This is a genomic window from Rhizobium bangladeshense (assembly GCF_001662075.1).
Taxonomy (GTDB): Bacteria; Pseudomonadota; Alphaproteobacteria; order Rhizobiales; family Rhizobiaceae; genus Rhizobium; species Rhizobium bangladeshense_B.
Genome location: NZ_LYPL01000015.1, coordinates 148,493 through 169,628, shown reverse-complemented (window position 1 = coordinate 169,628; position 21,136 = coordinate 148,493). Strand labels below are relative to the sequence as shown.

Below are 21,136 nucleotides of genomic sequence, written 5' to 3'. Positions count from 1 at the left end.
CTCGACACCGCGGAAATGCTTGGGCTACCGAACCCCGGCGGAGGTCTTTCGCAAGAAACTACTCGCGCAAATCCGACGTGTCGGCTAGCGTCCAACGCGCAAGTCGCAGTTCGGCGTGAACCTACACCGCAAAGTTAAAGTGTCCTGTTTCTGCAAAGTTGGAATGTCATTCTCCCCGCGTCTGAACGGCGTTTGGGAGTTTGCGGATGGGACTGATTGCGATGAGCGAGCGTGATCTGCAGCGGATCGAGATTTTGTCGAAGGTAATCGCCGGCCGGATGACGTTGGCGTCGGCGGCGCATGTGCTTGACCTGAGTACGCGCCAGGTGCGTCGGCTGCTGGATCGAATACGGACTGACGGCGCGGCGTCGATCCGCCATAAGGCGATCGGCCGGCCGTCGAACCACCGGATCGGTGACGGCGTTCGGGATTATGCGGTGACGCTGGTTCGTGAACGTTATGCGGATTTCGGTCCGACACTGGCGGCCGAGAAGCTTGCCGAGCGCGATGGATTGCGAGTGTCGCGCGAGACGCTGCGTCGCGGGATGACGGAGCCGGGTCACGGCGTGAGGCCTGTGGCGAGCTGGTGCAGATCGACGGGTCCGAGCATCGCTGGTTCGATGACCGTGGTGATCCGTGCTCGCTTTTGCAAGCATGACGGACCTTTAGCGCGAAGTCCTCCAGACGATCCGCGAGCGATGCACGAGACTTGGAATGGGGCGCTGAAATCAGCGCCCCAAGCTGTTGTCGAGGTCGCGGCTACCCGACAAGCGCGTTGTCGGCACGCTTGATCGCGAGGATGGTCGAGCGTGGCAATTTGCCTTCGCCATCCGGAAAGGGCGCATCGGGGTGCTGAATGCCGACGAACATCGTCCGCTTGTCCGCCGACCAGGTCGTGCCGGTGACTTCGGACCCCTTCGGGCCTGTGAGGAAACGTTCGATGCGGCCGGTCGCCGGGTCGCCGGCGAGCATCTGGTTGTTACCCTGGCCGAGGAAGTCGCCTTCGTTGGTGTCTTCGCCGTCCGTCTGGATCCACAAGAGGCCGGTCGAGTCGAACATCATGCCATCAGGCGAGTTGAACATATTGCCGGAGTTGATGTTGGACGAGCCGGCATAGGCATCCTTGTGAATGTCGGGATTGCCGGCCATGACGAACAGGTCCCATTTGAACTTGCCGCCGGCATGGTCCTCATTTTCCGGATACCAGCGCACGATCTGGCCGTAGGCGTTTTTCTCGCGCGGGTTGACACCGCCGACTGGCATTTCGTCGCCGCCGGCATTCTTCTTCACGCCACGATTGGTGTTGTTGGTGAGCGCACAATAGGCCTCGATGGCGACGGGGTTGACGGCGACCCACTCCGGCCGGTCCATGGTCGTGGCTCCGACCTTGGAGGCGGCCTGCCGGGTAAAGACGCAGATCTCGTCCATCTTCATGCCGGTCGTTTCCGGCGTCAGCGCCAACCACTCGCCATTGCCGTCATCGACGAACTTGGCGACGTAGAGCGTGCCATCGTCAAGCAGTTTGGAGGTGTCGCCGCCTGGCACGTAGATGCCGTTGGAGACGAATTTGTAAAGGAATTCGCCACGTTCGTCGTCTCCCATGTAGACGACCACCCGACCATTGCGGGCAATCACGACGGCGGCGTTCTCATGCTTGATGCGGCCGAGCGCAGTACGCTTGATCGGGGTGGACTTAGCATCGGACGGGTCTATTTCCACGACATAGCCGGCGCGGCGCGGCTCGTTCGGGTTTTTCGACACGTCGAAACGGGGATCGAAAACCTCGTAGCCATACCGGGTTTCGGCGGCGATGCCGTAGCGCTTGAAGTCGTCGGGCATGGCAAAGTTCGGATCGGACGAGCCGAAATATCCGTTGAAGTTTTCCTCGCAGGTGAGATAGGTGCCCCAAGGCGTCTTGCCGGCGCCGCAGTTGTTGAAGGTCCCAAGACAGTCGGTGCCGTTCGGATCGGCGGCGGTCTTGACAAGATCGGAACCAGCGGCCGGACCGGAAATCTTCATCGGCGTCAGATGCGTAATACGGCGGTTGAACGGGCTGTCGAGCACGATTTCCCAACCGTTTTCGCCTTCGGCGACTTCCATGACGGTGACGCCCTGAAGGTTCTGCAGGATCTTCACGTCGTCCGCGCTCTTCGGCATGCCCTTTTCATTGTGCGGAAGATTGATTTCGTTGTTCACATATTCATGGTTGACGGCGATGACCTGACGGCCGCCGATCACGAACAGTTCCATGCCGTCGGTGTTTTCGCCAAAGACCTTATCCGAATTTTCGACGCTGACGCCGTTGGCAGGATCGACATCCGGAACGTTGGAAAACAGCGGCTGGCCCCACTTTGCGAGCGGCTTCCAAGCATAGCCTTCCGGGACATGCACGGTGTTGTCGGTGAAGATGGGAATCGGCTTGAACGCGAAGCGCGAGGCAGCGTCCTGCGCCTGGGCCGAGGTGGAGGACATCAGATTTCCGAGCGTCCCCATGGCGGCGGCAGCCGAACCGACGGCCAGGATACCGCCGAGGAAGCCGCGGCGCGAGACAGCCGATTCGACGACACGATCGAAATCGGTTTCGGCCGGCGGTGGATTTTGCAGTTCATCCCATTCGTCCCAGGACAGTTTGCTGGTGTCTATATTAGCCATGGCGCTTCTCCTTTGTTGCTTTTTGGAACAATTCCAACAGCGGCTTTATCTCCGTAAGATCACATCCGGATGATGTGCGAATAGCTGTTGGCATGAGGGATGAAACCGTTTCCGAGAGGCCATTCATGGTAATTGGCCAACTCCAACCATCTTTCCGCCAGCGACGCGCAAGCGGGAGCATGACTGCGGTGGTGACTAAGTGCTCTCTGCGTCACCAATGCCTTTGATCTGGTGCTGCAGGCTCATGCGATCCAGCGACGCAAACGGCAGGTTGATAAAGATGTTCAGGCGGCGCTCCAGCCCAGCCAGCACCTGGATAAAGGCCTGCTTGCGTTGCCAACCCTCGTCTTCGACGAGGATCGGGTCCGGACAGCGCCAATGCGAGGTGATCGGCAGGCCCGGCCATTCCGGAAGCGGTTCGCCGGCGGCGGTATCGCTGAGAGTGAAGACAAAATCCAGGTCGGCGGCGCCAGCATCCGCAAAGGCGCCGAAATGCCGCGGCTTTATATCTTCGATTGGGTAGTCTGCGTTTCGAAGCAGCTGCAGAACGGTAGGCTCTATCACCGGCGCCGGATCGACAGCAGCGCTGACTGCTCTGAACCGTCCTTTGCCAATCTTGTTCAAGATTGCTTCAGCCATCACGCTACGTGCGGAATTGCGGCGCGATAGAAAGAGCACGCGATAGATTCCGTCGTGCATCAATCCCCCCTCGGATCGAGTTATCGGAAATCAATCGAGCTATGCCAAGGTTGGGTGACAGTTTTATGAAAGGAAGTGACTTGTGACATGCCCCGGCCACGCGAACTCAGACAGAGCACAAACCTGCCTTGTGACCGAGCGCATATACGACATCCTCGCTCCGGACTTGTGGGAGGGAACTGCGGCCTCAGCCGATCGACTTACCCGACTATGACGTGCGGCACAAAACGGGACAGATTTGCGGTTATTCGAGAGCGGTCCTCGCGGACGGCAAGGCCGCAGGCGCGGTCACCGACGATCCAGCTGCCGAGCACGGCAAAGCCGTTATCGGTTTCGAAAAGCGGTGCATAGGCCTGAACGATGAAGCCTTCCTCGCCATAGTCGCCGGGCGCGGAAACCAATTCCCGCCCCTCTCGAAATATCGTGACGTTCTCGCCTTCTCGCGACAACAGTGGTTTGCGAACGTAGTCGGTCAGGGTCGAGGCCGCCGGGTCATCGGTAAAATAGCTGGGCAGCAGGTTGGGGTGATTGGGGTAGCGCTTCCAGAGCAGCGGCAGAAGCCCTTTGTTGGAAAGCACGGCCTTCCAGGCGGGCTCGACGAAAACATCGCCAGAGCGCGCCAATTCGCGAGCGAAGGGCTCGCGCAGCATGAATTCCCACGGATACAGCTTGAAGCAGCGGTCGATCACCCGATCCTTGAGGTCGGTGTAGCGGCCCTGCGCATCGATGCCGATCTCCCGAATATCCAAAAGCTCGACGCGATGGCCCGCCTGGACCGCACAATCCATGAGATAGACCGTCGTGCCACGATCCTCCTCATTGTCGGTTATCGCTGCGAAGTGGAAGATCGACTCCTTGGGAAATTGGTCGAATGCCTCGACGAGGCTTTCCTGCAGGAAATTATACTGGTCCGCATCCTTGGGTAAAACACCCAAAGCGATCTGATCGGTCAGCCAGTTGAACTGGAAATAGGCGGTCTCGAACACCGAGGTGGGGGTATCGGCGTTGTATTCGAGTAACTTGACCGGGCCATTGCCATCATAGGCAAGATCGAAACGGCCGTAGAGGTGCCGGTCGCGGCGCTGCCACGACCGCTGCACCACATCGCGCAGGTCTTGCGGAATGGCCAGCCTATCGAGCGACTCTTCGCTGCTGACGATCTCGCCGACCAGATCCATGCACATATCATGCAGTTCCTGGCTGGGCTCCTCGATCTGCATCTCGATCTCATCGAGGGTGAACGTATAGGCGGCATCATCGAGCCAGTAAGGCTCGCCATACATGACATGAAATCCGAAGCCGACGGCGCGCGCCTTGTCACGCCAGTCAGGACGCGCCGGGAGAGTGATGCGCTTCATGTCAACCGCCGAAACTGAAGGACGAACGGCCCCCGAAGCCTTGTCGGGCAACGGTGCGGGTATTGACGTTGACCGGCTTGACGCTCTGGCGCGAGGGCGCAGTCACGCTGTCGCCGCCTGAGCGAACGGTGGTTGTGACCGTCTGTCCCGAGCGGTTGCGATAAATCGGCGTCGAACCGTAATAGGAACCGCTCTGCTCCTGGCGCCGGCGATAATCGTAATAATCGCCGATGTTGTTTAGCGCCGAAGACATCATGTAGCCTGCCAGGAACGGCACGAAGAAGCTGCCGCCTCCGCCGCTATTGTTCGGGGCAGTGCCGGCCGGCTGTTCGGTGCACTGGCCGGTACCGTATTCGGCCTCGCAGGCGGCCATCCCGTTGAACCGTGGCGCGACGGCGAGATGGGCGCGCATGGCATCCTGATAGCCGGCCTGGCAAACCTGCCGATCCATCCCTGCAGCCACGCATTGGTCGACGGAGGTGAACATGACCTCCGAAGGAGTCTGATCGCCGCAGCTGGACAAGGCCAGGGTCGAGGCAGCGATGGTGCCAAGGGCCAGGAAAGGTCGCCTGTGCCCGCTCATGCGTCTGCGCATCTTTCCCTCCCTCAATAGGTCATGCAGGCGGCGTTGAGGATACCGACGACGAGCGCGATGCCGCCGCCCCATATGCCGGCGGCGATATCGTCGGCAGTGATCTTTTCATGGAGGTCCTTCATGGTGAAATTGGCAATATAGAAAGCAAGGATCTGCGCCAAAATTCCTATTACCGCCCAAATGATATAGTCGACGATGCTGACCGAATTGGCTGCGGCCGAAGCCAGAGGCAGGCTGAAACCGACAAGGGCGCCTAAGAATGCTGTGACTGCCGCAAGATTGCCGGCGCGAATGAGCTGAACCTCTTTTTGCGGCGTTAGCCAGGTGTAGATCACAGTGAAAACCCCGTATGCGGCAAGACCGACGGCGAAATAACCAAGGAATGCAGGCAGGCCCGCCACGTAGTCGAGCATCGAAAAAATCCTCCGTTAAAATTTCTAGGCCATCAGACGCGGCGAACGTCGGCCGGAGCCAGTCCGTAACCGATCAGAAATTCCACCGAGCTGCCCGCCTGGGTCTGCCCGAGATCCAGGTCGCGTTCGACATTGATCAGAAGCATTTCGCGGGTCGAGCCCAGCGGGCGGTAATACAGCATACAGGTTTGGTGGATTGAGCGCTGCGCTTCACCATCATTGACCTTTTCGACAAATTCCACCAACTGCGCCCGCTCCGGGCCGTCGCCCCAGAATCGATTATAGAGGATGCCATCGGCGTCATAGGATGGTTGGCCGATCAGGCCGCTCGGTCCGGTCCAGCGGTTCCATTCGCTCGGGCCGGCGGGCACCACGCTGTCCCAAGGCTGATAAAAGCTGATGTCGTCGATCGCTTCACCCGGCTTGCCCGACGCTGACATTACCTGAATCATCCGGTTCTCTTCATCGTAGTAGCGCGACAGAACAGTCGCTGCGTCGAGCGAAACCTCACCATAGCCGGCAATGATGAACGGCCCGCTTCGGGGCAACGGCATAGCCAGTTCGCCGCCCAGCGCATCGGCTTCAAGGGAGAGGAAATCGATTTCAAGCGCCCCGCCGATGGCCGCGCTCAACGGGCCAAGCTCTTCGGGTAAGGGCTTCTCATTGTTGTTTCCGCCGAACCAGCCGATCATGTCACGTCTCCCATTCGAGCCCAGGCGATGGCAGCGGGATCTAGCCGTATCCCGCTGATGTAGTAAAGGGTCTCCCCGCCATGCATCAGCGTCTCGTCCCGGCAATTCAGGTCGGTTACGCCGTGGCTCAGCATGCCTACGAGCGTCACATTATGCCGACGCTTGAGGCTCAAAAACACCTCGCCATAGGACAGCGGCGTTTGCAAGGGCGGCACCGCCAGGGAAAAGGCGGTGTCGGTGGAGGCAGCCGACAACAGCCGTGCAGCGATTTCCGAGGAGCCCGGGTCACGCGCCGAACGCGACAGAAGTTCCTCGGCGAGCGAGCCCACCGCTTCGACGCGCGGCCGCAGCTGTTTGACCATCTGTGCCGTGCGGTCATCGGCGAAATAGGCCACGATATGGGCATTGGGCGCGTGATCCTCGGCAATCAGGACTGCGGCCAGCGTTTCATCGTCATTGGCGCCGCGCGCGATGATCGCACGCGCCTGGGCCACACCGGCCCGCATCAGAGCGTCGGCATCGGCAAGCCGATCGCTTCTGATATAGTCAGCGTAGTCGGCGGCGGGATTTTCCGGCAGATCCTTGGCAACCAGAACGCTCATCGGTTCGTTAGCATGGCGTTCGGAATGCAGGAGTCGCAGCGTCTGGTATGTCTGCCCCTCTTGCCAGCCCAGAACGATGATATGGCCGGCGCGTTCGCTGTAATCACCCAATCCGCGCATGCGATTCCTCCAGATCGTACCAATAGCTGTCAACAACTTGCCAAGAACTGCAGTAAAGATGGCAATCCCACCAGGAAGAACGACCAGGACGGCGATGATCCGGCCGGGTGCTGACTTTGGAGAAAGATCGCCATAGCCGACAGTCGTTGCAGTGACCATATAGTAATAAAGGAAGTCGACCGGGTTGCCGACGAGATCGCCCTCGCCTGCCAGCATAAAGAGCAGGTAAGATACGATTAGATGGAGAACGAGGATAAGAAAAACGGCTGACCATGCCAATTCGCCGAGCGAAAGATATATACGCCGCAGAAATGAAGCGATAAATGGCAAGCGATTCACCCCGTTGCTAACGTGCACCCTACCGAAATTTATTTCGCGCGCCAGACCTTTAAGTTGTAAACCGACTACCCAGATATTTTTGACGCTCTAACCGATGGAGGACTTTTTGGAGACCTGGAACCTCACCACTTTAACGCGCCTGTTCGCCGCCGATCCGGAGGCGCTCGGCGATGTTGATGTCGCCGTACCCGAACACGGGGACGTCTTGTGCGTAACGCTGAAGGAAAAAGGCGATCTTGACGTTTTCGTCACGGTGAGCGGCGAGCGCGACATCCTCGTCAGCGTTGTTCTGGTGCCGTGCAAGGAGGTGCCCAAAAGAGAGGCCTTCGAACGCATGGTTCTGAAGACGCATAAGTTCGTGCCACTTTCCAGTTTCGGCATCACCACGATCGACGGTGAGGAATGGTACGAATTGTTTGGCTCGCTTTCAGCACGGTCGCCGGCCGAGACCGTCGTCGAGGAAGTCGCAATTCTAGCTGCCAATGCGGTCGATGCGGCGCATATGATTGAAGAATGGAAAAGCGGGGAGATTGCAGCGTGAGCACCTGGGGAAAGATTTTTACCGCCATTCGAGGCGGCATCAACGAGGCAGCGGAAGCCGCCGCCGACAGCCAGTCGATGCGCATTCTTGACCAGGAAATCCGCGACGCCGAACAGTCGCTGCGCCGGGCGCGATCCGATCTGGCCGGCATCATGGCATCGAACAAGAGCGTCATGCGCCGGCTTGAAGAAAACCGCGCAAAGGAAACCAAGGATACCGACAGCGCCCGCGCTGCGATCTCCGCGGGCCGCACCGATCTCGCACAGGGTCTCGCTCAGCGCATTGCCAACAGCCGCGCCGAAATGCAGCGAGACCAGGAAGAGCTCGACCGGCTGCTGCCCCGCCAACAGCAGATGCTGCGCACTATCCAGGAAACCGAGTCGCGCATTGCTCAGATGAAGCGCGAGGTGGAGAACGTCAAGGCCAACGAGTCGCTGCTGCGCGCTCAGTCGGCGATCGCCCATAGCCAGTCGGGCATCAACACCCGTCTCGGCAGCGCCGTCCAAAGTCTCGAACGCATCAAGAAGCGCCAGGAAGTCACCGCCGGACGCATCGAAGCCGGTGCGGAACTGGCCGCATTGGAAAATGGCAGCGATCTCGACCGTCAACTGCGCGAGGCCGGCATCGGCAGTTCGAGTGAATCTGCCGACGACATCCTTGCACAGCTGATGATACCGAAGCATTCCGCCGAGCCGGTCCTGCTGCCCGCCCCCGCAGACAACAAGAAGTGATAATTTCCGAAGCGGCCGCCCTGTCAGCAGATTGATTTTTGAAGACAGAAGCGGCCGCGAAACTTCCGGAATTGCAGCGAGCAAATCGAAGAATGATGCGGCTCCTGCCTTTGATCTCGTGAGACCAGCGAAGCCGTGCTCGCCTATGACGCAATCGCGATCATGAATTTGCGGCATCGAATGCGGCTTTGAACCGAAGCTCTCGCAGAGATAGGCGCCTCCTGAACAGTTCTGGATGAAACACGTTTGAATGGCGATCGCCACGGGACGCGCATCAGCGCTTCCCGCCTTGCGCTTGCAGTCAAAGCACGCTAATTGGCGCCTGTAATGTTATTACATGACAAACCGTGCACGAGTTGTGCGGGCCAATCGAAAGGTTTAGCGAATGAAACAGGCGATCACGACTATCGGCTACGCACTGGCTGTATCCGCAACATTGACATTTGCAGGAACGGCAGGCGCCCAGACATCTTCAGGAAACAATCACAGCCACAGCCATTCCCACGATAAGAAGGGGTCGGTGCATGATGGGTATTTCGATGACGATCAGGTAAAGGCGCGTCAGCTGTCGGACTGGGAAGGCGACTGGCAGTCGGTCTACCCCTATCTTGTCGACGGAACCTTGGATCCGGTGATGGCCGACAAGGCGAAACATGGCGACAAGAGCGCCGGGGAATATCGCGCCTACTATGACACGGGATACAAGACCGACGTCGACCGGATCGTCATCAACGGAACGAAGGTTACGTTTTTCCGCGGCAAGGACTCCGTCACCGGAGACTATGAGGCGGATGGGCACGAAATCCTCACCTACAAGAAGGGTAATCGAGGGGTTCGTTTCGTCTTCAGCAAAAGCGCCGGTGATGACGCCGCACCTCAGTTCATCCAGTTCAGCGACCACATCGTCGCCCCCGAGAAGGCCGACCACTACCATCTTTACTGGGGTAATGACCGCACCGCGCTGCTGAATGAGGTCACCAACTGGCCGACCTACTACCCCGCGAACCTGAACGGCAAGCAGATTGTCGAAGAGATGCTGGCCCACTGACCAGCCGGGGCAACCGCACGCGGCCAAATCGGGCGCCGAGCGCCCTCTCAAGCACGCAGCATCCGGCGGTTTCCCGCCGGGTCTCCTCCCCGAAGCTGCGGCGCGTCGAGGAACCTTTGGCAATCACCAAAGTTGAGGTTTCGAAGTCTCCAGCACTAGCGACTTCGGCGAAGAGAGCCTCCACCTGTGTGAACAGCTTGAGCCGCTTCGCGCCACCGCAATCGACGACAACCCGGGCATTCAACATGCACGTCGAAACGACAATGTTCGAGCCGAGCGACTGGGTCCCGAACAACCAGCGCCTTCCTGTATTGCTTTACAAGGGGCTTGTTGACGACGACGGACCTTGTGATTTCGAAGAGCGCTTCGCGGCAAGCGGTTGGACAGGCATCTGGACAAACGGTGTCTTCGATTATCAGCACTACCATGCCGGCGCACACGAGGCGCTCGGAGTGTCACGGGGTAGTGCCACCCTCTTGATCGGCGGTCCCAGCGGTCAAGCAATGAAGGTCATGGCGGGCGACTGTTTGGTGCTTCCGGCCGGGACAGGGCACCAAAATCTCGGCTGCACGTCGGACTTCCAGGTCGTCGGCGCTTATCCCAAGGGACAGCATGCCGACATTCAGACTTCGGCTGCATCGAGCGACATGCTGGCAAAAATCGCGTCCGTACCCCTCCCCCACAGCGATCCCGTTCAAGGTCCGTCGGGATTTCTCACCAAAAGATGGCACTAGCTGTTCGCCGCCCAATCACGCGGCCACCATGACGACTCTCATGCAGGTCGCCCGGAAGTGTGCAGCGGTTAGGGACAACGACATGCATAAAAACAAAGAGCTAAAGCGCGTCGCATGAATCAAATTTGATGCGACGCGCTTTAGCTGACACCGAGAAACTGCCTGAGCTCGGCAGTGTGAGGATTGGCGAAGACATCCTCCGGGCGGCCTGCTTCGTGGATCCTGCCCTGATGCATGAAGACGACGCGGCTGCAGACGTCGCGAGCGAACTTCATCTCATGCGTGACCATCAGGAGCGTCATTCCCTCGGCGGCAAGCTCGCGCACGACGGCCAGAACTTCGGCGACCAGTTCCGGGTCGAGCGCCGAGGTAACCTCGTCGCAGAGAAGCGCGGTCGGCTGCATGGCGAGCGCGCGGGCGATGGCAACACGCTGCTGCTGGCCGCCCGAGAGCTCATCCGGATAGGCATCGAACTTCTGACCCAGCCCCACCCGCTCCAGCATCTTGCGGGCGGTCGCTTCTGCCTCGGCCTTCGGGGTCTTCTTGACCACGGTCTGCGACAGCATGACATTGCCGCCGGCGGTCAGATGCGGGAAAAGGTTGAACTGCTGAAAGATCATGCCGACCTTGAGGCGCAACGCCTTCAGATGGACTTCGTCGTCGAGAAGCTGCGCGCCGGCCACGGAGATGGAGCCGTCGGTAATGGTCTCCAGACCATTGATGCAGCGAAGCAGCGTCGATTTGCCCGAGCCGCTCTTGCCGATGATGGCAATGACCTCACCAGGCTCCACATTGAGGTTGATGCCCTTCAGCACCTCGTTGGTCCCGTAGTTTTTGCGGACGTCAGTGATTTCGATGAGCGACATTGAGTTTTCTCTCCAGGATCTGGCTGCTTTTTGACAAGGGCCAGCAAAGGGCAAAATAGATGAGCGCGACGAGCCCATAGACGGTGAAGGGCTGGAAGGTGGCGTTGGTGACCACGGTGCCGGCTTTCGACAATTCGACGAAGCCGATGATCGAGGTCAGCGCCGTCCCCTTGACGATCTGAACGGAGAAACCGACGGTCGGCGGTATGGCGATCCTCAGCGCCTGCGGAAGGATGACGTAGCGCATCTGCTGCAGACGGCCCATGCCAAGGCTGGCCGAGGCTTCCCATTGCCCCCTCGCAACCGCTTCGACGCAGCCTCGCCAGATTTCGGTGAGGAAGGCGGCACTCCATAAGATCAGCGCCAATCCCGCCGCAAGCCAGGCCGGCACGTCTATCCCGAAGAGACCGAGACCGAAAAAGGCGATGAACAGCTGCATCAGCAGCGGCGTACCCTGGAAGAGCTCTATGTAGTATTTCGCAAAAGCCCTGGCGGCCTTGCGCCTGCTGATGCGGAGGAATAGCAGACACAGGCCAACAAGACCCCCGCCAACGAACGAGACCAGCGAAAGAAGGATCGTCCAGCGGGTGGCAAGCAGCAGGTTGCGCAGGATATCCCACAGTGTGAACGTGATCATCGTGCTGTTCTCCTCGGGAAAATGAACCCGCCGATCAGACCCAGCACCTGCCGGAGCAGGATCGCCAGCACGAGATAGATGGCGGTCGAGACGATATAGGCCTCGAAGGCCCGGAAGGTTCGCGATTGTATGAAATTCGCCGCGAACGTCAGATCCTCGGCGGCGATCTGCGACACGACCGCTGAGCCGAGCATGACGATGACCACCTGCGACGACAGCGCCGGCCAGATGCGCTGCAGCGAGGGCACGAGAACGACATGCCGGAAGGTCTCGAAACGTGTCATGGCAAGGCTCTCGCCCGCCTCGAACTGGCCTTTCGGCGTGGCCTGGATGCCGGCACGGATAATCTCGCAGCTATAGGCGCCGAGATTGACGATCATCGCGAGGTTGGCGGCCGTCAATTCGGAGAGCTGGAGGCCAAGCGACGGCAGACCGAAAAAGATGAAGAAAAGCTGGATCAGGAACGGGGTGTTGCGGATCAGTTCGACATAGGCCGCGACGACCGGCTTCAGCCAGGCCGGGCCGAGCGCCCGCACCCAGGCGCAGATGATGCCGAGAGAAATGCCGAGCACTCCGCCGACCGCGATAAGCTCCAGGGTGATCAGTATGCCCTTGATGATCTCAGGGTAATATTGAAGCAACCAGCTGAATTCGAAATGGTAGCTCAAGGAATGTCCCCTCTTGCGGTGACGGAGCGCATGTCATCCAGCCTAGCGGGAGACATGCGCAAGATCCTGGTTCGTTACAGATCGGCCGGCAGATCGGCGCCGAGCCACTTCTGCGATATGGCGTTCAGCGTGCCGTCGGACTTGGCAGCAGCGATAATGCCGTTCACCTTCTCCAGGAGGGCGGACTGTTCCTTGTTGAGGCCGATGTAGCAGGGTGAGTTCTTGATCAGGAATTTCAGCTCAGGACGCTTGGGAGGATTCTTGGCGAGGATCGCAGCCGCCACGACATTGCCGGTGGCAATGATCTCGACCTGGCCAGACAGGAAGGCCGAAATCGTGCCGTTATTGTCCTCGTAACGCTTGATCGTCGCATCGGCCGGCGCGATCTTCGTCAGTTCGAGATCCTCAACGGCGCCGCGCGTAACGCCGATGCTCTTGCCTGCGAGATCTTCCGTCTTGGCGACCGCAAGATCGGCGGGTCCGAACACGCCGTTAAAGAACGGAGCGTAGGCAACAGAGAAATCGATCACCTTTTCGCGCTCTGCATTCTTGCCAAGGCTCGATATGACCAGATCGACCTTGTTCGTCTGCAGATACGGCACCCGGTTGGCACTCGTGACCGGCACGAGCTCGGTCTTGACGCCCAGCTTTCCGGCAATGAGATTGGCGACGTCGATATCGTAGCCCATCGGCGCCATATCGGTGCCGACGCTGCCGAAGGGCGGGAAATCCTGGGGGACAGCGACACGCAGCGTACCGCGCGCCGAAATGTCGGCGAGAGCATCGGCGTGGGACGGCGAGTTGAAGCTGAAGGTCGCGGCCAGGGTCGCGATTGCGAAGAGGACTCGTCTTGTCAGCATGTGTTCATTGCTCCTTTGAGGTTGTGGTTTTTAGGTCCGATTGTTGGAGGACGGCTAAAGCCGTCTTGGGCGGAAGCGACAGGGAATTGCGCAGATCCGAAAGCGGATCCGGCCGCGCCGTGAGGTCGAGGCCCATTTCAACTTCGTCAAGATGTTCGACGGAGAGCGCCGCAGCTCTGACGAAATCGCCCGCCCGCATGGCCTCGAAAATGCGGCAGTGCCCCTCGTGGGACTGCGCTGCATGAAATTCCGATTGATAGAGCATCGAAATGAGGATTGTTCGGGCGGTCAGATCACGCAGGATATCGACGATGATGGCATTGCCGCTCAATTCTGCGATGCGGATATGGAAATCGCCCATCAAATAGGTCAGGCGCTGGCGGTCGCCCGCTGCCATCGCATTTCGTTCATCGGTGAGATGCGCTTCGAGGGCCTTGCTGCCCTCGTCCGTCAGCGCGCGCATGCTGCGCAGCAAGCCGGCCTCGACGACACGCCGTGCCTCATAAACCGCGATCGCATCTTCAGCAGACGGCTCGACGACAAACCAGCCCCGCCTGGGGCTGACATGCACGATACCGCGTGTCTCCAGGCGCATCATCGCTTCACGGACGCGGGTGCGGGACACGCCGAAGAGTGCCGCCAGCTGATTTTCGCCAAGGCGCGTACCAGGCCTGATCTTGGCAGAGAGGATGCCGGAGACGATCGTCTCCTCGATCGACTTCTGCGTGCTCTCGGATGTGTGACTATCTTGCATACAAGACAGAAAGCAAAGCGCATGCCAAAATCCTGCGCTCAGGATTTCAGTATGGCTCGGATGCTTTGCGGAGAATTTGCCTGCCGGGAATGCAGACTGAACGTAATTTAGGCGAGCAGCCCCTCCCCGACAGCGACCTCTCGATCTCCGGCCGAGCGCGGCGCCGGCGCCCGAAGTCGCCGAACTGCCGCAGTCTTTCGCTCCTTCTTAGCTGAAGCTCGAGGTCTTGAGGAATTCAGCCAGCCGTTCGGTCTTCGGGCGGACGAACATTTCCTTGGGATCGCCCTCCTCGCAGATGACGCCCTGGTTCATGAAGATGACACGCGATGAAACTTCGTAGGCAAAGCGCATCTCATGGGTGACGAGCAGCATCGTCATGCCGTCGGAGGCAAGCCCCTTGATCACCTGCAGCACCTCGCCCACCAGTTCCGGGTCGAGCGCCGAAGTCACCTCGTCGAACAGCATCAGCCGCGGCGACATGGCGATGGCACGGGCGATCGCGACGCGCTGCTGTTGGCCGCCGGAGAGCTGACCTGGATAATGGTTGGCGCGGGCGGAGAGGCCGACACGGTCGAGCCATTTTTCCGCAATAGCGCGGGCCTCCGGCTTCGTCATCTTCTTCACCTTGACGAGGCCGAGCATAACGTTTTCAGCGGCACTCATATGCGGAAACAGATTGAATTGCTGGAAGCCCATGCCGGTCAGCGCGCGCTGGCGGGCAATCTCCTTCTCGCTCTTGCGCCGCCGTGTCGCGCCGTCAACGCGATAGCCGATCTCTTCGCCATCGAGGCTGATCGTGCCTCCCTGAAATTCCTCGAGCATGTTGACGCAGCGCAGCAAGGTGGTCTTGCCGGAACCGGACGAACCGATGATGGAGATGACCTCGCCTTCCCGGACGGCGCAATCGACGCCTTTGAGGACTTCGTGGATGCCGTAAGTCTTGCGCAGACCCTTGATGTCGAGAATGGTCTTGGCCATCGGAAAGTCTCCTCAGGACGGCAGGGCGGTCTTGCGCTCGACATATTTGCCGAAGTGCTCAATGCCGTAATTTACGATGAAATAGAGACCACCAGCCAGAAAATAGAACTGGAGGCTCATGAAATTGCGCGAAATGATCTCTTGCGTGCGCAGCAGAAGCTCGGCGACGCCGATAACCGAGAGCAGCGTCGAAGCCTTCACCATTTCGGCAGCCGTATTCACCCAGGCCGGCAGGCACTGGCGCACGGCCTGCGGCCACAGCACCGAGGTAAAGGTCTGGGTAAAGGTCAGGCCGATCGCCTTGGCGGCTTCGGTTTGCCCCTTCGGGATCGCCTGAAGCGCTCCACGCACGATCTCGCCGACATGGGAAGAGCAGAAGATGGCAAGGGCGAGCACCCCGGCGGAGAACGGCCCGAGATCGAGACCAACGGCGGCGGAGACGTAATAGCTTGCCAGGACGAGCACGAGCACCGGCGTGCCGCGGATGATATCCGTATAAGCGCGCACGATAAGGCGTAAAATCACGCCGCCATAGACGAGCGCCAGGCCGACGAAAACGCCGAGGACGGAGCCCGCGAGAATGGCCAGCAAAGAAATCGACACCGTCATGGCCACGCCGTTCATGATGACGTAGCGGGCGATCCAGAGTTGTTCGAGAAATGTGTGAGACATCGGGATTATCTCGGCAGGGCCAGACGGCGCTCGACGAAGCGCATCAAGGCGGCGATGAGGAAACAAGTCGCGACATAGAGGGCTGATGTGACCATCCAGGTTTCTATGACGCGGAAGCTCTCGACATTGATCTTGCGGGCGGCAAAGGTCAGTTCGGGCACGGCTATTGCGGCGGCGAGCGAAGTGTCCTTGAAGAGCGAGATGATTGTCGAGGAGAGCGACGGCAACACGTTGCGCAGCATCAGCGGAGCGATAATCGAACTGCGGATTTGCATTCCCGTCAGGCCTATCGCAAGGCCGGCTTCCGTCAATCCTTTCGGTATCGACAGCAGTCCGGCGCGGAACACCTCGGCCAGATAGGCGCCGGAATAGAGGGAGAGAACCAGCACAAAGCTTTTGTACTTGTCTAAGCGCAAACCCATCTGCGGCAGCGCGAAAAAGGCAAAAAGCACCAGGACGAGAATGGGCAGGTTGCGAATGACGGTGACATAGACGCGCGCCGGCACGAGCGCAAAGCGGTTCCTCGACGTCAGCGCGAAAGCCACGAAGAGACCGATGGCCGCGCCGATCAGGATCGAGATCACTGCAAGGCCAAGGCTGAGGGCAAGTCCGCTTAGAAGAAAGTCGAAATTGCGCCAGACGGCAGCGAAATTCAGCGTGTAACCCATGCGGCCCTTTCAGATCAGAGCATGCCGTAGAACGTACGAGCGGGCCGGACGACGTCATGCTCCAACCATTCGATTCGAAAACAGGATTCAGATCTTTGCCCGACCTGAACCAATATCATTCTGTTCCAGCGGAGCGGGATTGCGCTCCCGCTCCCGCATCCGGGGTTACTTGAATTCGACCGGAAACCCGATCTGCGGTGGCGTCAGATCCTTGCCGAACCAGGTCTTGAACGACTTGGCGTAAAAATCGAATTCGACCCCGGTCATCGCTTCGTGGAGAGCGGTGTTGACGAAGTTCAGCCAGTCCTGATCGCCGCGTTTGACGGCGCAGGCATAGGTCTGGGGATTCCAGCCGTAGCCGGCGTCCTTGTAGCGGCCGGGGTTCTGCGTCATGTACCAGGCGAGCGAAGACTGGTCAGTGGCGGCGGCGTCGGCCCGACCGGACTCCAGCGCCTGATAGATCAGGTCGACGGATTCGTACTGGTCGACGGTTGCTTCGGGCAATGCGGCATGCACCATAGACTCGGCATAAACATTCTGCAGAACCGAGATGGTGACCGAGGAACCTGCCGTCTTCAGCGCGGCATAGTCGGCATATTTTCCGTCTGCCTTGAGCATCAGGCCGACACCCTCGCGGTAATAGGGAATGGTAAAGGCCACCTGCTGGGCGCGTTCGCCGGTCACGGTCATGAACTGGCAGGTAATATCGACCTTGTCGGTGGTGATGTTCGGGATGCGGGCGTCCGAGGACTGGTTGACATATTCGATTTTCTCAGGATCGCCGAACAGGGCCTTGGCGATGATACGGCCCATGTCGACATCAAAGCCCTGAAGTTTGTCGTCCGCGCTCTTGAAGTGCCAGGGCGCGTTGGTGCTGCCCGTGCCGAGGACGAGGTGGCCGCGGGCCAGCACTTCATCAAGTTTGCTGCCCTCGGCCAGCACAGGCGTGGACAACAAAGCGGCGGCGACGAGCGATATCACGCCGGTGCGAAAGAAAATGGTCATGGCGTTCCCCTTATGATGGTTCCCATTATTCCAATATAATGGACGCATGTCTGTTTTACTGGAATAATGTATCAAGTGCCATCAGGGCTGAATTGTCAATGGGTCATGCCGAAAAAACGCGCAGCAGTGCGCGTGGTGATTTTTTTGGCAGTGCAGCATTGCACCGCTTGCGGGGCGGACCGCTGGCTCCGTTCTACCGTTTCGGTTTGCCAAAGTTAATCGAAGCAAAATGCGCGGCGTTCTTGGCGCGGAGGCGGAATGCAACGAGGTCGCCGAAGCGCCTTCGGAAGAACTCTCCTATAAGAAGTGTTTCCGATCAGTCCTGGGGCGCGGCTCCCGTTGACTGAGTTGTACGGGAATATCGTCGCCGGGAAGCCAGGAGTCAGAAATGTCTCTGGTTCGCTCAGGCGGCGCCGATACCGGCGGCAAAAATCGCAATTGAGCGGCGAAGATGGGCAAGCAGCGCCGCCCGATCGGGCCAGGCCTGCGCACGGCCCTCCGGCGGTCCCATGCCCCCGAAGATCATGTCCATCAGCATGCGGGCGCCGCTCACCGGGTCATCCAGGGTGAGCCGGCCCTCGGCCCGGCGATCGCTCAGCCAGTCAGCCAGTTCCTGTCGGCTGGCAAGCATGCCTTCCCGTTGCAGGATATCGACAAGCTCAGGGAATTGCGCTGCTTCACGGAAGACGAGTTGCAGGAAACCGGCGCGGTCCGCATCTCTGTCCTCGCCCATGTCGAGCATGAAGATCCGTTCAAGGCTCTCCGCGATCGAACAATCTTCGGCAGGCCGCGGCAGATCAAGCATCAATCGCCGATGTGCAGCGACGACGGCGGCGAACAACTCTTCCTTGCTCTCAAACAGACGGTAGAGCGTCTGTTTGGAAACGCCCGCATCGGAGGCGACGACCGAGGTCGTGCTCCCGGCATATCCATATTTCACAAAAGCCCGGCGGGCGACTTCGACGATCTGCAGCCGCTTGTCTTCGTCGGTGGAGACTTTCGGCCGGCCTCGTCTGCGCGGCTCGCCTGCGGGCTCATCCATAGCTTTCATGATTGTCTAAGCCGCCCCGCCGAAGTGCATGCCGAAGACCTGAGACAAGCCAGTACGATTTCTGAAGACTAATGTGTGAGGTTGTAGCATCAGCAATTTCGGTTTATAGAACTCATCAGTTCTGTAATGCGTTGCTCCTACCCGTTAGCGATGGAGCGCTTATGACGACCATTTTTGCTGCAACATCAATCTCTCCCTATTCTTATAGTAGGAGCTAGACGTCCGCACCCGAGGACATCTTTCGTGTAATACGGTTTCAGAAAATAAATCAACCACAACCCAGCAGTTCGCCGAACACGCCTCCAGCAGCGCCGTCAACTTATGTCGCAGGTGATGGAATTGTCGACGAACCGATTCTCGGATCAACCCTGAGTATAAATCCGCCCCCTCCGCCATCAGAGTGGCGGGAGACGGCTCGATACCCAATATAGGAAGATCGACCCAATTTTGGTCACTTGACAGGCCCGCAAATAGCTCGCCGAGGCCCCTGAGATCCAGAAGTATTAACTATATTGCAGCGTTCTTGCGGAATAATGATCTACGTAAATCAGGCGCCTCGAAGAAGAGACGCCTCAAGTTATTTGGAGACGGTCTTGGCATTTACTATTGCCCGCAGTTTGGTGGCCTTCGGCGTCGCTGTTTCAACCGGCATTTTCATGTCGATCGGGTTGCAGCAATCGGCGCTCGAACGGCTGAAGGTCAACGGCCCGGTTTATGAGCAGGTGGTTTACGGCAAGGATCTGATCGCCGATATTCTGCCGCCGCCGCTGTTCGTGGTCGAATCCTACATGCTGTCTTTCGAGGCGAGTAAATTTCCCGAACTGAGCGAGACCAATCTCGCCAAAATCGCAAATCTCAAGGCCGCTTACGACGACCGACGCGCCTATTGGAAATCAACGCGGCTGCCGCAGGCTTTGAAAGACGAGCTCGAGAACGATGTGCTCGCCAAGGGCGAGGCATTCTGGGAGGTGATGAACCGCGCGGTCATCCCGGCCCTGAACGCCAGGGACGATAACAAGGCGCACGGTGCGATCGAGCAACTGCGCGTCGCCTTCCACGCACATCAGGACGCGGTCGAGAAGCTCGTTGCAAATTCCGACGCTTTCCTGAAGGGCGAAGAGAGAAATGCCGCCTCGGAGATTGTCACCTGGACGATCTACGCGGGCGCCGCGGGCTTCGGCTCCTTCGCCCTGCTGCTGGTCGGCCTCTATCTTCTGCGCCGCCGGGCCATCGTGCCGCTGGATGGCATGAAGGCCTATATGGGCAACCTCGCCGAAGGCGATTTTTCGACCGAGGTCCCCTACGCCAACCGCTCCGACGAAATCGGCGCCATGTCCAAGGCTGTGGCGGTTTTCCGCCGCAACGCGCTGGAGCGGCAGGACGCACAGAAGCGCGAAACGGCGCTTCGCGATCAGGAATTCCAGCGCGAGCGCAGCCAGATGGCCGAAAAGGCTGCCGAGGAGCAAAGCCGAGAAAGGGTGATCGATCAGCTGACTTACGGCCTGGACCAGCTCTCGCTCGGCAATCTCGATTGCCGGATCACCACAGCCTTCGCCCCCGCCTACGAAATGTTGCGGGCCAAATTCAACGACAGCATGAATGCGCTTGGCGCCTCGATGGCGCAAATCGCCCACACTTCCAGACAGGTGGGCAGTTCTTCCGCCGGTATCACGAATGCCGCCGACAGCCTTGCATTACGCACCGAACAGCAAGCCACGATGCTCGAAGAGGCGACCGCCGCGCTCGTCGAAATGAACGCCAAGGCCAAGGACGCTTCCAATCATGCCGGCAAGGCGACCGGCATGATGGCTGAGACCCGCAGCAGCGCCGAACATTCGGCCGCCGTCGTTCGCGATGCGATCGCCGCCATGCAGAAAATCGAAGGCTCCTCCGCCCAGATCGGCGCGATCGTCAACGTCATCGACGAGATTGCCTTCCAGACCAACCTTTTGGCGCTCAATGCCGGCGTCGAGGCCGCCCGCGCCGGCGAAGCCGGCAAGGGTTTCGCCGTCGTGGCCCAGGAAGTGCGTGAGCTCGCCCTCCGTTCGGCCAACGCCGCCAAGGAGATCAGATCTCTGATTTCCAGTTCATCGTCTGAGGTTTCCACCGGCGTGGAGCTCGTCAACCGCACCGGCAAGGCGCTTATGGAAATCGAAGGCCAGGTCGAGCAGGTCGCCGGCCTGATCGCCCGCATCGTTTCGGTATCTTCAGAGCAAGCCGTGGCGATCGGGGAAATCAACGCCTCCGTCAATGCGCTCGATGAGGTCACGCAGCGCAACGCTGCCATGGCTGCGGAAACCGTCTCGGCCTGCCGCGCGCTCGGCGGCCAGACACAGACGCTCGAAGGGGTTGTCAGCCGCTTCCAGATCGATGCGGCAGCTGCCGGGTCGAGATCGCCGAAAGCGGCTTGAGATGGCCGACCGGCGAAACGCATCTCGCCGCGCCTGCCCGTC

The 21,136-nt window shown here is 59.4% G+C and carries 22 protein-coding genes and 1 pseudogene; 6 read left to right on the top strand and 17 right to left on the bottom strand.

Annotated features, from left to right (window positions below; all coding sequences use genetic code 11):
- Positions 1–206 precede the first annotated feature (206 nt).
- Positions 207–649: pseudogene (locus tag A7X77_RS25580) on the top strand (helix-turn-helix domain-containing protein); the annotation flags it as partial.
- A gap of 110 nt (positions 650–759) precedes the next feature.
- Here A7X77_RS25580 and A7X77_RS25575 read toward each other — a convergent pair.
- From A7X77_RS25575 to A7X77_RS25545, 7 genes are all read right to left on the bottom strand, one after another.
- Complete coding sequence (locus tag A7X77_RS25575) at positions 760–2,652, bottom strand: PhoX family protein (RefSeq protein ID WP_064685637.1); 1,893 nt, start codon at positions 2,650–2,652, stop codon at positions 760–762.
- 195 nt (positions 2,653–2,847) lie between these two features.
- A complete protein-coding gene (locus A7X77_RS25570) occupies positions 2,848–3,351 on the bottom strand; it encodes a hypothetical protein (protein WP_064685636.1) in 504 nt (167 codons plus the stop codon).
- 200 nt (positions 3,352–3,551) lie between these two features.
- Positions 3,552–4,709 (bottom strand): glutathionylspermidine synthase family protein, encoded by a 1,158-nt coding sequence (locus A7X77_RS25565; RefSeq protein ID WP_064685635.1) that lies wholly within the window; start codon positions 4,707–4,709, stop codon positions 3,552–3,554.
- Position 4,710: 1 nt separating this feature from the next.
- Entirely contained in the window at positions 4,711–5,304 is a 594-nt protein-coding gene (locus A7X77_RS25560; RefSeq protein ID WP_064685634.1) for a DUF1190 domain-containing protein, read from the bottom strand.
- A gap of 11 nt (positions 5,305–5,315) precedes the next feature.
- Positions 5,316–5,717, bottom strand: coding sequence for a DUF350 domain-containing protein (locus A7X77_RS25555; protein ID WP_064685633.1), 402 nt, complete (start codon positions 5,715–5,717; stop codon positions 5,316–5,318).
- A 32-nt stretch (positions 5,718–5,749) separates the two neighbouring features.
- A complete protein-coding gene (locus tag A7X77_RS25550) occupies positions 5,750–6,409 on the bottom strand; it encodes a YjfK family protein (RefSeq protein ID WP_064685632.1) in 660 nt (219 codons plus the stop codon).
- Positions 6,406–7,461 carry an ion channel gene (locus A7X77_RS25545; RefSeq protein WP_064685648.1) on the bottom strand — a complete coding sequence of 352 codons (1,056 nt, stop codon included), beginning with the start codon at positions 7,459–7,461 and terminating at the stop codon, positions 6,406–6,408. The genes A7X77_RS25550 and A7X77_RS25545 overlap by 4 nt, the downstream gene beginning before the upstream one ends.
- Positions 7,462–7,564: 103 nt before the next feature.
- Between A7X77_RS25545 and A7X77_RS25540 the strand changes: the two genes are divergently transcribed.
- The 4 genes from A7X77_RS25540 to A7X77_RS25525 all read left to right on the top strand — a co-directional run bounded on the left by A7X77_RS25540 (position 7,565) and on the right by A7X77_RS25525 (position 10,524).
- Positions 7,565–8,011, top strand: coding sequence for a DUF2170 family protein (locus A7X77_RS25540; RefSeq protein ID WP_064685631.1), 447 nt, complete (start codon positions 7,565–7,567; stop codon positions 8,009–8,011).
- Entirely contained in the window at positions 8,008–8,742 is a 735-nt protein-coding gene (locus tag A7X77_RS25535) for a PspA/IM30 family protein (RefSeq protein ID WP_064685630.1), read from the top strand. Before A7X77_RS25540 ends, A7X77_RS25535 begins: the two co-directional genes overlap by 4 nt.
- A 385-nt stretch (positions 8,743–9,127) precedes the next feature.
- Positions 9,128–9,790, top strand: coding sequence for a ZinT family metal-binding protein (locus A7X77_RS25530; protein ID WP_064685629.1), 663 nt, complete (start codon positions 9,128–9,130; stop codon positions 9,788–9,790).
- Between the two features lie 245 nt (positions 9,791–10,035).
- Positions 10,036–10,524 carry a hypothetical protein gene (locus A7X77_RS25525; RefSeq protein ID WP_064685647.1) on the top strand — a complete coding sequence of 163 codons (489 nt, stop codon included), beginning with the start codon at positions 10,036–10,038 and terminating at the stop codon, positions 10,522–10,524.
- A 140-nt stretch (positions 10,525–10,664) separates the two neighbouring features.
- Here the strand turns inward: A7X77_RS25525 and A7X77_RS25520 are convergent, their stop codons facing one another.
- The 10 genes from A7X77_RS25520 to A7X77_RS25475 all read right to left on the bottom strand — a co-directional run bounded on the left by A7X77_RS25520 (position 10,665) and on the right by A7X77_RS25475 (position 18,683).
- The gene (locus A7X77_RS25520) at positions 10,665–11,390 is read right to left on the bottom strand and encodes an amino acid ABC transporter ATP-binding protein (RefSeq protein ID WP_064685628.1); all 726 of its coding nucleotides are present in this window, start codon (positions 11,388–11,390) and stop codon (positions 10,665–10,667) included.
- On the bottom strand, positions 11,368–12,027 hold the full coding sequence (locus A7X77_RS25515) for an amino acid ABC transporter permease (protein WP_064685627.1): 660 nt from the start codon (positions 12,025–12,027) through the stop codon (positions 11,368–11,370). Before A7X77_RS25515 ends, A7X77_RS25520 begins: the two co-directional genes overlap by 23 nt.
- Positions 12,024–12,695: an amino acid ABC transporter permease gene (locus A7X77_RS25510; RefSeq protein WP_064685626.1), complete on the bottom strand. Its 672-nt coding sequence runs from the start codon at positions 12,693–12,695 to the stop codon at positions 12,024–12,026. Before A7X77_RS25510 ends, A7X77_RS25515 begins: the two co-directional genes overlap by 4 nt.
- 74 nt (positions 12,696–12,769) lie before the next feature.
- Positions 12,770–13,555, bottom strand: coding sequence for a transporter substrate-binding domain-containing protein (locus A7X77_RS25505; RefSeq protein ID WP_064685625.1), 786 nt, complete (start codon positions 13,553–13,555; stop codon positions 12,770–12,772).
- Between the two features lie 4 nt (positions 13,556–13,559).
- Positions 13,560–14,309 carry a GntR family transcriptional regulator gene (locus A7X77_RS25500; RefSeq protein WP_064685624.1) on the bottom strand — a complete coding sequence of 250 codons (750 nt, stop codon included), beginning with the start codon at positions 14,307–14,309 and terminating at the stop codon, positions 13,560–13,562.
- Positions 14,310–14,516: 207 nt separating this feature from the next.
- Positions 14,517–15,287 (bottom strand): amino acid ABC transporter ATP-binding protein, encoded by a 771-nt coding sequence (locus tag A7X77_RS25495; protein ID WP_064685623.1) that lies wholly within the window; start codon positions 15,285–15,287, stop codon positions 14,517–14,519.
- Positions 15,288–15,299: 12 nt separating this feature from the next.
- Positions 15,300–15,959 carry an amino acid ABC transporter permease gene (locus tag A7X77_RS25490; protein WP_064685622.1) on the bottom strand — a complete coding sequence of 220 codons (660 nt, stop codon included), beginning with the start codon at positions 15,957–15,959 and terminating at the stop codon, positions 15,300–15,302.
- A 5-nt stretch (positions 15,960–15,964) separates the two neighbouring features.
- Positions 15,965–16,627, bottom strand: a complete 663-nt coding sequence (locus A7X77_RS25485; RefSeq protein WP_064685621.1) for an amino acid ABC transporter permease — start codon at positions 16,625–16,627, stop codon at positions 15,965–15,967.
- 165 nt (positions 16,628–16,792) lie between these two features.
- A complete protein-coding gene (locus A7X77_RS25480; RefSeq protein ID WP_064685620.1) occupies positions 16,793–17,632 on the bottom strand; it encodes a transporter substrate-binding domain-containing protein in 840 nt (279 codons plus the stop codon).
- A gap of 403 nt (positions 17,633–18,035) precedes the next feature.
- Entirely contained in the window at positions 18,036–18,683 is a 648-nt protein-coding gene (locus A7X77_RS25475) for a TetR/AcrR family transcriptional regulator (RefSeq protein ID WP_064685619.1), read from the bottom strand.
- 593 nt (positions 18,684–19,276) lie between these two features.
- Here A7X77_RS25475 and A7X77_RS25470 point away from each other — a divergent pair.
- Positions 19,277–21,094 carry a methyl-accepting chemotaxis protein gene (locus A7X77_RS25470; protein ID WP_064685618.1) on the top strand — a complete coding sequence of 606 codons (1,818 nt, stop codon included), beginning with the start codon at positions 19,277–19,279 and terminating at the stop codon, positions 21,092–21,094.
- The last annotated feature ends 42 nt before the right edge of the window (positions 21,095–21,136 follow it).